Source organism: Gordonia sp. SMJS1, assembly GCF_029866425.1.
In the GTDB taxonomy this organism is placed as follows: Bacteria; Actinomycetota; Actinomycetes; order Mycobacteriales; family Mycobacteriaceae; genus Gordonia; species Gordonia hongkongensis.
The window spans coordinates 4,237,409-4,249,872 of the sequence record NZ_CP123381.1; the positions used below are offsets into that span (position 1 = coordinate 4,237,409).

Here is a 12,464-nt window from a genome sequence, read left to right on the forward strand (position 1 = left end):
GCGGGCGCCGTGGACTCTGCTCCCAGTCCAGCGGTTTCGCGCCGCGGTTTCGCGAGTACTGCGCTACGCGAATCTCGTAGCGCTGCCCTACCTGCGCCCGGATCGGTTTCGGATGGAACCGGGACGCAGATCGAGTCGACGCAGCAGCTGTGCGTTCAACGCCACGACCACCGTCGAGGCGGACATCAGGATCGCGCCGACACTCATGGGCAGGACGAACCCGATCGGCGCCAGGATCCCGGCCGCCAACGGCACCGAGATCAGGTTGTAACCCGCTGCCCACCAGAGGTTCTGCGCCATCTTCCGATAGCCGGCACGCGACAGCTCGATGACCGACAGGACCGATCGCGGATCAGAGGAGGCGAGGATGACGCCGGCCGAGCCGATGGCCACGTCGGTGCCGGCACCGATCGCGATCCCGACGTCGGCCTGCGCGAGTGCGGGGGCGTCGTTGACGCCGTCGCCGACCATCGCGACACGACGACCTTCGTGCTGCAGGTCCGCGACGATGGCGGCCTTGTCCTCGGGTCGGACCCCGGCGTACACCCGGTCGATGCCCAACCGGCCGGCGACATCGTCGGCCACCGCCTGCGCGTCGCCGGTGATCATCACGACCTGCACGTCGAGAGCGTGGAGTTCGTCCACGGCCACACGCGACTCCGGACGCACCTCGTCGGCGAGCCGGAACGCCCCCACGACACGATCGTCGACGAGCACGTGCAGGATGATCGCCCCCTGCTCCCGCCACGACGACGCGACGGGCAGTTCGTCGAGGCCGTGCTCGGCGAGCAGGTTGGGTCCACCCACCCGGACCCCGTGGCCGTCGACGGATGCAGACACCCCCACCGCGGGCGACGAGGAGAAGTCCTGTGCGACGGGCAGATCGATTCCCTCATCTCGAGCGGCCCGCACGATCGCCGAGGCCAGCGGATGCTCACTGCCCGCCTCCGCGGCGGCCGCGAGGGTCAGCACTCGACGCCGGTCCTGCCCGGGAGCCGGTTCGAGCTCGAGGACGGTCGGTTCTCCCTTCGTCAGTGTGCCGGTCTTGTCGAAGAGCACGGCGTCGACGTTGCGCATCGACTCGAGGGCGAGCCTGTCCTTGATCAGGACCCCGGCACGCGCGGCCCGCTCTGTCGCGATGGAGACGACGAGCGGGATCGCGAGCCCCAACGCGTGGGGGCATGCGATGACCAGCACCGTGATCACGCGAACGACGGCCTCGTCGGGCGATCCGACCGCGGTCCAGGCGATCGCGGTGAGCACCGCGGCGCCGAGTGCGAACCAGAACAGCCACCCGGCCGCGGTATCGGCGAGTCGCTGGGCCCGTGACGACGATGCCTGCGCATCGGCGACGAGGCGTCCGATCCCGGCCAGCGCGGTGTCGTCGCCGGTCGCGGTCACGCGGACCCGCAGTCCGGAATCGGTCGCGACGGTGCCGGCGACCACGACGTCACCGACCTCCCGCCGAACGGGTGCCGACTCCCCGGTGACCATCGACTCGTCCATGCTCGCCGAACCGTCGACGATGGCGCCGTCGGCGGGCACGGACCCGCCGGGCCGGACGACGACCACGTCGCCGACGACCAGTTCCTCGGGAGATACCGAGATGATGTCGCTGCCCACGACCTTCTCGGCCTCGTCCGGAAGGAGCGCGGCGAGTGAGTCGAGAGCCGATGTCGTCCGGGCCAGCGAGCGCATCTCGATCCAGTGGCCGAGCAGCATGATCACGACGAGCAGTGCCAGCTCCCACCAGAAATTCAGGTGGTGGTCGAACAGGTGCAGCGTCGAACCCCAGGAGGCGACGAAGGCCACGGTGAGCGCGAGGGAGATCAGAAGCATCATCCCCGGGCGACGGGCTCGGAGCTCGGCGGCCGCGCCGACGAGGAACGGGCGCCCGCCCCACACATAGAGAACTGTGCCGAGCAGCGGCGACACCCACCGGACCCACTCCGCGTCGGGCAGACCGTAGCCGAGTATGTCGGCGAACATGTCGTTGAAGGCCACGGTCGGGACCGCCAGCACGAGCATGATCCAGAACAGTCGCCGGAACTGCGCGACGTGGTCGCCGTGGCCCGCATGGCCGCCATGTCCGGAATGGCCGGTGTGATCGGCGTGCTCCTCGTGGCCGCCGTGCCCGGGATCGACCTGGGGGCGGTGCGCGTGGTCGGCCGGTGCCGGCGTTGTCGGTGGATGGTCGTGGTGCGTGTTCATGAGGTCGAGGATATACCCCCCTAGGGTATGAACGCCAGGGGTACGTCTACCCTGTAGGGGTATTCCCGGAATGAACCCGTCAGCAGACATGGAACGGCCCCCGCACCGCCCTCGAAGGGCCTGTGCCGACCGGACCGGGTCGGGATGCGGGGGCCGGGTGACCACCTGGTATTCGCTTGCGCCGACCGGCGGGAATCCCGCCTCGGTGCGACACGAATGCCACACGGTCAACTGCTAACGGATGGTCACCTCACATGTCCGATGAGAAATCACTATCAGACCACCTCCTTCCTTGTGTACCCGCGAACGTACGCCCGATTCGGGCGGGCCGCAACGGATTAAGACGGTCAGGGAGTCGGCACCGGCGCCACGGACGGACCGGGAGCCGGGGACGGCGCACCGGAGGGTGCCGAACTCGGGCCGGGCAGCGGCTTCGCATCGGGCGGCAATGACTCGACGACCTCGATCTTCGATCGGAACGTGTCGTCGGTGATCACCTCGATCGAGTTGATCATCCAGCGGTCGCCCTCACGTTTCATGTCGAAGGTCAGCCGCGACGGGTTGATGCTCACGAGTTCCTTGTTGCCGCGGGTCACCGACTGGTTCATGAAGATCAGGACCTGCGAGGTGTCCGCGGTGTTGGTCACCACACCCGCGTCCTGGATCGTCACCTCGGACACCACCGACTGCTTGCGCACCTCGGCGGCGAGATTGTTGTCGGTGATCAGCTTCGTGTACTCCGGCTTCGCCGGCCCGGTGAGCACACTCATCGACTGGTCGATGTGCTCGGTGACGTTCTCGGCGTTGTACCCGAACATCGTCGTCGCGTAGTCCCGGGCCGCCGCCAGCGACGATGCGCGAGCGTCCTCGACCTCGCGGCCCTGGGTGAAGCGAAAGCCGAGAAATGCGGTCACGGCGATCGCGGCGACCAGCACCACGCCGAGTGCGATCAGACCCAGGCGCCCCTTGCGCAGGGCGAATCGAGATCCGGTCGACTTCGGCGCGGGCTCGGATCGGGGCGCGGACTCGGAGCGGGCCGACATCACGCCACCCACTCGAAGTCGGTCATCTTGAGGTCGCCGTTGATCCGCGTCATGTCCACCCGCCAGCGGAACACCTTCTCCTGTGACGGCACCTCGCCGTCGAGCGATCGCTGATGCCAGCCGAACACCATGATGACCGAGCCTTCGTCAGGTTCGGCCTTGGTCACCGCGGACGAGAGGATGAGCGAGCGGGTCTCGAGCTTGCCGTCCCGGACAAGGGCCGCCACCTGCTGGATGTTGTTCTCGACCTCTTGCTTGACCTTGCCGCTCGTGTCCTCCTGGACCGACGTCAGCGTCTGGTCGACGGTGTCGGGATTCATGCTGGTCAGGTTCACGAGAACCTGCGAAGCGAACGCGGAATACTCGGCCCGCAGGTCGTCGGTCCGGTCCTGACGCGCGATGCCGAGCGCGAACACCACCGATGCGATGGCGCACACGACGATGACCACAAGCGCCACGACAACGCCCACGACGGCGCGCGGTGAGCGACGCCCCGACCCGCGATACCTGATGCCGCGCTTGCGTTTCGGCGTGCCCGTGGACGCCGACGCCGCGGCCGTCCGGGCACGCCGGCGCTCCCGATAACTCACCGTCTTCTCGACCTCGGACGGGTCGGGCGCGATCTCCGCGGCGACGGACTCGGAATCCGGCGCGGTGTCAGCCGCCGGGGACGCCGTCGACGTCGCGTCCTGCGTCGGTTCCGCGGATGTCGGTGAGGCGCTGTCGACGTCTTTCACCGCGGTGCCGGGCTCGTCGACCGGCGGCACCGGTTCGGCCGGCTTCGACGGCTTCTTGCCCGCCGGACGTCCACGCCGGATCGGCGCCGACCGCACGGGCCGCTTCGTGTTCCGGCGATCGCCCGAACCCGCACGATCCGCGCCGCTGCGATTCGGGGACGTCGTGCCGGGACCGTCCGGCGTCACGGGGTGACCGTCCCGCTGATCATCGTCTGCCATGTACTGCTCTGTTCCTGCTCATCGCTGCCGGCCCCGGCGTTGTACGTCTTGCCGTCGGGTCCGATGAAGTTGCCCGAATCCGGGTCGTAGGTCGTCGCATACACCGCGGGCTCCGCGTCGAAGTCCTTCGGTGTGCCCGGTGTCACGGTACCGGAGGACGCCGGCTGCCATTTCAGCCCGAAGGGCAACCCGCTCTGGAACGGGTCGACCGAGCCCGGTTTCGGTACGTAGCCTGTGGCACACTCTGCGGGGGTGGGTGCGCGACGGCCCGGAAACTCCGCGCACGGATAGTTACGCGCACCGCGGACGGCGATGTTGGAGTTCTGCGGCACCCGGCACAGCATTCCCGGCGGGAGCTCCCGGGCGGTCTGCACCGACGGCCAACGCCAGTCCTCCTTGGGGAGGAAACCGATGTTGCACGGCGGCCGGTCCTGGAAACCGAGCGAGAAGTTCACGTTCGGACCGAACCGGTTGGTGCCGGTGTTCACCGCCGTGATCAACGAACTGACCAGTCGCGGATAGAGAACGAGCACCTGCTTCCAGTTCGGCAGGTACACCACCTGGGTCTTGGCGATCGTACCGAGGTTCGACACGAGCAACGGGTACGACGCACCGAGGGATTCGAAGAGTTCCTGACTCTTCGACGCGGTCGACGGCCCCTTGCGCAGGATGTCGCCGATCTCGGGCCGGTTCGCCCGCAACTGATCGGTGAACGCGGTGACGTTTCTTGTCCAGGAACGGATGTCGTCGGCCGTACGTGACTGGGTTGCCAGCAGTGGTGCGCCCTGTTCGACGAGTTGGATTGTCGTGTCGGTGTTCTTGTTCGCCTCGTCGACGAACAGCACCATCGAGTCCAGCAGGCGCTGCAACGCCTCCCCGGTGCCGTTGAACGCGATGAACGCCTCGTCCATCAGCGACCGCAAACGGGTGTCACCGATCTCGGCCAGCAGGCGGTCGGCCTGGTCGAGCATCGCCGAGATCTCCACCGGGACCTCGTCGGTCGACACCGTCGCGCCGTCCTGCAGGTATTCGCCGGACTCGCCCGCCTCGGGATCCGGCGTGAACTCGACGAACTGCTCACCGATCGCGGAGACGCTGCGCACCGACGCGGTCGACGAAGCCGGGATCTCCGCGCTGTTCTCGATCGTCAGCACCGCTTCGACGCCGGTGTCGGTCAGCTGCACGGAGTCGACCTTGCCGACGTACACGCCGCGGTAGCTGACGTTCGCGTTCTGGTACAGCCCACCGCTGGTGGGCAGCAGCAGCTGCACCTGGTAACTGCCGACCCCGAACATCGACGGGATGCGGATGTAGAACAGCGCCATCACCACCATCGCGACCACGGTCACGATGGCGAAGATCATCAGCTGCATCCGGACGAATCTCGTGATCTTCATCAGCGGCCACCTCCCGCGGCCGGGACTGCCGCCGGCGTGGTCGGCGAGACCCGCGGGACCATGTTCGCCGGAATCGGTTCGGCCGAGTCGGGCACGCGTTCGCCGCCCGGTTGCAGGGGCGCGATGAACGGGTTCAGTCCGCGCGCGGCGGCGCCTGCGGGCCGTCCGAAGACGCCCTCGGGGCCGGTGACGCCGAGGCTGGCGAACATGCTCTTGCTCAGTCGTTCGACGGTGAGGTCGAGCACCAGATCGGAGTTCACGTAGTCACCCTTGACGATCTGTCGGATCGTCGGCTCGTAGAACGGGAAGGTCAGCAGGATGTTCAGCGATTGAGTCATCGCGGGACCCGCGGCCTGGAGCTGATCGAGGGCCGGTTCGATCCCCTCCACGATCGTCACGATGTCCTCGGAGTTGGCGTCGAGGATGTCGTTGGCGGTCTTCGACAGCGTCGCGACCGAACCGAGAGTGTCGAGGAACTGCTGACGCTGGTCGACGAGCAACTGCAGGATCTGCGGGGCGTCGGCGAGCGCCCGCTCGATGGTGCCCTTCTGCTCGTTCATGGTGCGCGACAACCGGTCGAGTCCCTCGGTCGCGCGGATGATGTTGCCCTTCTGCGCATCCAGATCGGCGACGAGGGTGTTCAACCGCGGGATGAGCTCCTTGATCTGCTCCTCGCGTCCGCCGAAGACGTCGCTCATCTCGTGCACGATGTCGCCGATCTGCGACAACCCACCGCCGTTGAGGACCACCGACAGCGAACTCAGCACCTGCTCGGTACTGGGGTAGGTACACGCCGACACCTGTTGTGCCGCATTGATGTCGGGCACCGCGGGCACCGACGGGTCGGTCACGATGTTGGACTGCTCGGGACACTTGGTCAGGGGGATCTGGTCGCCGGGTTCGAGCCGGCCGCCCTCGGGCTCGGCCGGTTGCACGATCTCGAGGTGCGTCGAACCCAGCACACTGGTCAGCCCGACCATGACATGCGAACCGCGCGGACGATCACCCCGTCGTTGAGCCGCATCGTGACGAGCGCGTTCCAGTCCTGGACCTCGATGTCGCCGATGCTGCCGACCGTCGCGTCGTCGATGAGCACCGGCGCGTTGTTGACCAGTCCGGCCGCCGACGGGATGACCGCGGTGATCTCGTAGGATTCACCGCCGGTACCTTCGGCTCCAGGGACCGGGAGCGAGTTGGGGCCGTCGAAGGAACATCCGGCGAGGACGAGCGCGAGGCTCGCCGCGCCCACGATGAGCGAACCACGGGGTCGTACCGATCTCATCGCTCACCCCCGAACGGCACCAGCAGATCCTCGAGCGGGCTGCCCCGGTTGTCACGACGGGTCTCGTTGTCGAGCCGGGTGACCCCGGCATTCGCACGAGCCCGGACGCTCGCGTTCTGGTACTCGAGCTGGCTCGGCGTGGCGTTGCGACCCTGCACCGGATTGGTCAGGAACGGTGGGTAGTTCATCGAGATCGACGACAGGACCGGAGCCAGGATCTCCACACACTTGTCGACATCCGCCATCGTCGATCCCGGCCGCTTGGTGGATTCCATGGTTCCGCACAACAGAGTGATGAGATTTGTTCCCATCCCCAAACCGAAGACACCCGACAGGGATCCCGAAAGCGGGTTGTAGATGTTGTAGAAGTTCGCGAGCTGGTTGGGCGCCGAATGCAACACGCCACGCACCTGTTCGTCCTTGTCCGCCACGATCTTCGTACTCGCGGCCAGACGCTCCACCGATGACGACAGCGCCGTCTGATTGGTGTCGATGAAGGTCTGCACATCGGTCATCGCCGCGTCGAGACCTTTGAGCGCCTCATCGAGCTCGGTCGTGTTGTCCGCGAGCACGGAACTGACCGAGGCGATCCGGCCGTTGAACTGCACGAGTTGCTCGTGGCTTCCCGACAATGCATCGGTGAGTTTCTGAAGACTCTGGATGGTGGCGAACAGGTCGCCGCTGCCGGCTGCGAGGGTGCCGATCACGTCGGACACCTCCCGGATCGACGCGTTGATCGCCTCGCCGTTGCCCTCGAGATTCTCGTCGAAGACGTTCACCGCCTTGGCCGCCGAGCCCGGATCGGCCCCTTGCGGACCGATGGCCTCGGTGAGTCGGGTGAGCTGGGCCTTGATGTCGTCCCACTCCATCGGCACCGCGGTGCGGTCCATCGGGATGTCGGCGCCGTCGGACATCTCCGGCCCACCGGAGTAGACCGGCGTCAGCTGTACGAACCGACCGGAGACCAGGCTCTGCGCGACGATGACGGCCTTCGCGTCCTGCGGGATGTCGACGCTCTTGTCCACGCGCAGTTCGACTTTCACGTCGTTCTCGCGCGGGGTGATCGCGGAGACGCTACCCACGTTCACACCGAGCACCCGGACCGGGTCCCCCTTGTACAGACTGGCGACCCCGGCGAAGTAGGCGGTGAACGTATTCGTCGTCGACTTGGTGAACACCTTCCAGCCCACGAGGACCAGGGCGACCGCGAGAATCACGGCGAGTACCCCGAAGAGCACCTTGCGTCCGATGGACATACTTCCGACGGTCATGTCACCTCCCCCTCGTGGTCGGCGCGGGCGTGGGATAGGTCGGGCTGGGCAGTGGTCCGCGCGGCGTATCGCTACCCGCTGGAGGTCCCAGGCTCCAGCCCTGTGGAAGCAGCGGGTTGCCCGTGTACATCAGCGACTGCCACAGCTGCGGGTACCGACCGCGCAGGGCGTTGAGGAACACCGCGGTGTAGTCGCCGAAGGTGTTCACGCCGACGAGGGAATCGAAGTTCGGGCCCGACGCCACTGCTTCGCCGAGGGTGTTCGCGAACGGTCCGAGACGGTCGATCGTCTCCTTCAGCTCTTTCTCGTTGTCGGTGAGGATCGTCGCGACGCGGTCGAACTTCTGCAGCACGGGCGTCAGCTGCGCGTTGTTCTCGGCGATGAAGCCCCGCAGCTGAGCGGTGACGTCACCGATCCCCTTGATCAGCTGGTTGAGCGCGTAGCGCCGCATCTCGATCTCCCCGACGAGCGCGTTGGCGTCGATGAGCAACCGGTTGATCTGTTCGTTGCGGTCGCCGACGATCTTGCTCACCTGGTTGGCCTTGGCCAGCAGTGCCCGTAACTCGTTGTCGCGGTCGGCGACCGCTTTCGACAGCCGCGCAACACCGTTGACCGCCCCCTGGACCTGATCCGGTGTCTCGGAGAACGTGATCGTCAGCGTGTTGAGCGCCTCGTTGAGCTGGTCGGTGTCGGTGTCGGCGACGGTGTCGGTCGCTCCTTCGAGTGCGTCCTGCAGCGAATACGGCGAGATCGTGTTGCCGACCGGGATCGACCCACCGGGCTTGATCCGGTCGCCTCCGTGCGGGATGACCGTGAGATTGCGTCGGCCCAGGACGGTCTCGGTCCGGATCGCGGCCTGGGAGTCCGACCCCATCTCGACGGTGTCGTCCATGCGGAACCCGACCTTGACCTTGGTCCCGGCGTCGGTACCGGCCAGTTCGATCGACTCGACGGTGCCCACCTGGACCCCGGACACGGACACGATGTCGCCCTTGGCGAGTCCGCCGGCGTCGTCGAAATAGGCACTGTAGGTGCTGATCGGCGAGAGATAGGGCAACTTGTCCATCTGCATGGCGGTGATCACCACCAGACCGATCACGACGATGCCGATGACGCCGACCTGGGCGCGGCTGCGCTGCCCGCGCTTCACCTCGCGGGCGACGTCGGCCTCGTCGGATTCGGATCTGCGGCTCGAGAACAGGCCCCCGAACGGAAGACTCATGAGCCGTCACACCTTCCGCCGGCCGTCGTGGTATTGCCCATCACGTTGTTCGACGTGTACAGGATCGTCTGGCCACCGGGCGCCGGCAGCATCAGCCGGATGCGGCAGAAGTAGAGTTGAAGCCACGCGCCGTAGGAGCCCAGGTTCGACAACGTCTTGTAGTCCTCGGGGAGTCGTGAGATCAGGTTGCGGACAAAGGGTTCCGCGGCCAGCAGCTCCTCCGAGACCCGACCGGTGTTGGTCACCATCGACTGCAGGGTCGGGCGGGTCGTCCCCAGCAGGTCGGCGAGACCGTTGGTGACACGGGAGGTCTGGGTCAGCGCGTTGCCGATGGTGCCCTTCTGCTCGGCGAGCCCGGTCACCAGTTGTTGCAGGAGGTCGACGCTGGTGTCTAGGCCCTCGCGGTCGCCGTCGAGCGTGGCGAGGGTCGTGTTGAGGTTGTCGATGACGTCGCCGATCAGTTCGTCGCGGTCGGCGAGCGTGTTGGTGAACGACGAGGTGTTCTCCAGCAGCGTGTTCAACGCGCCGCCCTGTCCCTGGAACACCGCGATCAGCGAGCTGGTCAGCGCATTGGCCTCGTCGGCGTCCAGAGTCCGGAACAGCGGTTTGAAGCCACCGACGAGCTTGTCGAGATCGAGCGCGGGCTCGGTCTGGGCGACCGGGATCTGGGCGCCGTCGGCGAGGAAGGTGGAGGTGTCGCCGGTCCCCTGCTGCAGCTCGAGATACCGGTCGCCGGTGAGGTTCTCGTATCGGATCAGCGCGCGGACCGATTCCGGTAGCGGATACTGCTGGTCGACGCTGAAGGTGATGACGGCGTCGTTGTCACGGTTCAGTTCGACGCCACCGACGGACCCGACCTCGACGCCGGCGATCTTGACCTTGCTGCCCGACTGCATCGCCGAGGCGCTCGTGAAGACGGCGCTGTACTCGTTCGACGCCCCGGAGCGGTATCGGCTGAAGACGACCACCAGCGCCACGAACACCAGGACCATCACCACCGTGAAGGCGCCCAGCTTGATCAGGGTCGCGCGGAACGCGCGGGCGCGATTATCCACGGGGGGGGCTCTCCGAACAGGATCTGGAACAGCTTCTGTGAGTTCGCCTTCGGCTTGGTTCTGGGTTGATAGGGCTGCGGCGCATTGTTTCCGACGTAGAACGGCGCGTGCACCTTGGTCGCCGGATCACCCAGCCCGCCCTGGCACGTCGGCGGGCCCTCTACCCCGACACGGGGCAGGTCGTACGGATATTGATACGGATCCTTGCCGGGGAGGATGCTCGCGTCGAGCATCAGCATGCCGTTGCGCTCACCGAGGAACGGTGCCGCGACCTCCGACGCGACCGCACTCGCGGTCAGGAAGCACTTGATCCCGGGCGCGTTGTAACCGAGCAGCGCGGCAATGGGATCGAGGTCGGACAGCGCACCGATGAGCGTGTTCTTCGACGGCGCGATGACCCCGTTGATGGTGTTCGCCATCCCGGTGGCATTGATGAGCAGGGCGTCGAGGTTGGACGTGTTGTCCACCAACGTGTTCCCGACGACGGTGAAGTTGTCGACGGTGCGCAGCAGATCCGGCATCGAGTCCGCGTACACGTTGGTGACGGTCGCACCTTCCCGGAACAGCCGGTTCAGCGCGGGCAGATGGGGATTGGTCTTGCCGAGCAGTGCGGTCAGCTGCTCGAGGGCGACGCCGATCTCCTCACCCTGCCCCTGCAGCGCGGTGTCGATCGCACCGAGCGTCGCGTTGAGCTTCTCCGGCTGCAGCTGTGCGAGCACCGAGACGAGCTGCTGGTACACGGTGTTCAGTTCGACGACGACGCGGTCGGCGGGGATCTCGGCACCCGCGGTCAGGGTGCCCTCCGGCTCGCCGGGCACCACGAAGTTGACGGCCTTGGCGCCGAAGATGGTGTTCGACTTGATGTCGGCGGCCACATTGGCGGGGATCTTCGCCATATCACCGTCGGCGATGTCGAGGGTGAGGATCGCGTCGCCCCCGCGCTCGGTGATCTCCGCGACGCGCCCCACCTCGACGCCGCGCAGCTTGACCTTGGCGTCGGGGTTCATCACCAGGCCGGCCCGGGGAGCCACGAGGGTGACCTGCTGGGTTCCCTGGAAAGCACCGAGGAACGACGCGCTGGCCCCGATGATCAGGGCCAGCAGCACCGCGACCATGACCACCGCCGCCGTCCGGCGGGTCGCCCGTGAACGCTCTTGTCTCCTGCTCATCGCTCAGCCCGCCAGGTTGAACTTGCCGTCGGCGCCATAGATGGCGAGGGAGGTCAGAAGTGTGATCACGACCACAACAACGAGCGATGCGCGGACCGCGTTCCCGACAGCGACACCGACGCCGACCGGCCCGCCCGAGGCGTTGTAGCCGTAGTACGTGTGGATGAGCATGACGGCGACCGCCATACAGATCGCCTGCACGAACGACCACAGGATGTCCGACGGGATGAGGAACGTGTCGAAGTAGTGGTCGTACACGCCGGGCGACTGTCCGTAGAGGAACACCGTCGCCGAGCGGCTCGCGAGGAACGACGCCAGTGACGCCAGCGCGTAGAGCGGGATGATCGCGATCAGCCCGGCGATGATGCGCGTGGACACCAGGTACGGGATGGACGAGATCGCCATCGTCTCGAGCGCGTCGATCTCCTCCGAGACGCGCATGGCACCGAGCTGCGCCGTCGCGCCCGCACCGATGGTCGCGGCGAGGGCGATACCGGAGATCACCGGGACGGCGATGCGCACATTGATGAACGCCGAGAAGAAGCCGGTGAGGGCCTCGACGCCGATGTTGGCCAGCGAGCTGTAACCCTGGACGGCGATGGTGCCGCCGGTGAAGAGGGTCAGGAACCCGACGACCACGACGGTGCCGCCGATCATCGCCAGCGCGCCGGTGCCCATGGAGATCTCGGCGATGAGCCGCAGCGTCTCCTTCTTGTAGTGCTTGATCGCACGCGGGATCGACACGACGCTGTCCCAGTAGAACAGCGCCTGGTCGCCGATCTGATCCCAGTCCTCGCCGGCTCTCTTGGCCGCGACGCGCGCGGTCCGGAACCGGGTGGTGAACGGAAGTACCATCGC

At 66.7% G+C, this 12,464-nt stretch carries 9 protein-coding genes and 1 pseudogene; all 10 read right to left on the minus strand.

Annotation, left to right across the window (positions count from 1 at the left end; all coding sequences use genetic code 11):
* Positions 1–87: 87 nt before the first annotated feature.
* Entirely contained in the window at positions 88–2,211 is a 2,124-nt protein-coding gene (locus QAD21_RS19175) for a heavy metal translocating P-type ATPase (protein WP_280360074.1), read from the minus strand.
* 347 nt (positions 2,212–2,558) lie between these two features.
* On the minus strand, positions 2,559–3,254 hold the full coding sequence (locus QAD21_RS19180; RefSeq protein WP_280360075.1) for a hypothetical protein: 696 nt from the start codon (positions 3,252–3,254) through the stop codon (positions 2,559–2,561).
* Positions 3,254–4,177, minus strand: a complete 924-nt coding sequence (locus QAD21_RS19185; RefSeq protein WP_280361799.1) for a hypothetical protein — start codon at positions 4,175–4,177, stop codon at positions 3,254–3,256. Before QAD21_RS19185 ends, QAD21_RS19180 begins: the two co-directional genes overlap by 1 nt.
* Complete coding sequence (locus QAD21_RS19190) at positions 4,174–5,607, minus strand: MlaD family protein (RefSeq protein WP_205334170.1); 1,434 nt, start codon at positions 5,605–5,607, stop codon at positions 4,174–4,176. The genes QAD21_RS19185 and QAD21_RS19190 overlap by 4 nt, the downstream gene beginning before the upstream one ends.
* Positions 5,607–6,889, minus strand: a pseudogene (locus QAD21_RS19195) (MCE family protein). The gene QAD21_RS19190 and the pseudogene QAD21_RS19195 overlap by 1 nt, the downstream one beginning before the upstream one ends.
* Positions 6,886–8,160, minus strand: a complete 1,275-nt coding sequence (locus QAD21_RS19200) for an MlaD family protein (protein WP_058253547.1) — start codon at positions 8,158–8,160, stop codon at positions 6,886–6,888. The pseudogene QAD21_RS19195 and the gene QAD21_RS19200 overlap by 4 nt, the downstream one beginning before the upstream one ends.
* A 1-nt stretch (position 8,161) precedes the next feature.
* A complete protein-coding gene (locus tag QAD21_RS19205) occupies positions 8,162–9,382 on the minus strand; it encodes an MCE family protein (RefSeq protein WP_280360076.1) in 1,221 nt (406 codons plus the stop codon).
* Positions 9,379–10,437, minus strand: coding sequence for an MCE family protein (locus tag QAD21_RS19210; protein ID WP_065629748.1), 1,059 nt, complete (start codon positions 10,435–10,437; stop codon positions 9,379–9,381). Before QAD21_RS19210 ends, QAD21_RS19205 begins: the two co-directional genes overlap by 4 nt.
* Complete coding sequence (locus tag QAD21_RS19215) at positions 10,401–11,552, minus strand: MCE family protein (protein WP_226514283.1); 1,152 nt, start codon at positions 11,550–11,552, stop codon at positions 10,401–10,403. The genes QAD21_RS19210 and QAD21_RS19215 overlap by 37 nt, the downstream gene beginning before the upstream one ends.
* A gap of 57 nt (positions 11,553–11,609) precedes the next feature.
* Positions 11,610–12,461 carry an ABC transporter permease gene (locus QAD21_RS19220; RefSeq protein ID WP_137810434.1) on the minus strand — a complete coding sequence of 284 codons (852 nt, stop codon included), beginning with the start codon at positions 12,459–12,461 and terminating at the stop codon, positions 11,610–11,612.
* Between the last annotated feature and the right edge of the window lie 3 nt (positions 12,462–12,464).

Coding starts and splice junctions, on each gene's coding strand:
- QAD21_RS19190 (WP_205334170.1), bottom strand. CDS start 5,607: ATGAAGATCACGAGATTCGTCCGGATGCAGCTGATGATCTTCGCCATC.
- QAD21_RS19180 (WP_280360075.1), bottom strand. CDS start 3,254: ATGTCGGCCCGCTCCGAGTCCGCGCCCCGATCCGAGCCCGCGCCGAAG.
- QAD21_RS19205 (WP_280360076.1), bottom strand. CDS start 9,382: ATGAGTCTTCCGTTCGGGGGCCTGTTCTCGAGCCGCAGATCCGAATCC.
- QAD21_RS19175 (WP_280360074.1), bottom strand. CDS start 2,211: ATGAACACGCACCACGACCATCCACCGACAACGCCGGCACCGGCCGAC.
- QAD21_RS19220 (WP_137810434.1), bottom strand. CDS start 12,461: ATGGTACTTCCGTTCACCACCCGGTTCCGGACCGCGCGCGTCGCGGCC.
- QAD21_RS19215 (WP_226514283.1), bottom strand. CDS start 11,552: ATGGTCGCGGTGCTGCTGGCCCTGATCATCGGGGCCAGCGCGTCGTTC.
- QAD21_RS19200 (WP_058253547.1), bottom strand. CDS start 8,160: ATGACCGTCGGAAGTATGTCCATCGGACGCAAGGTGCTCTTCGGGGTA.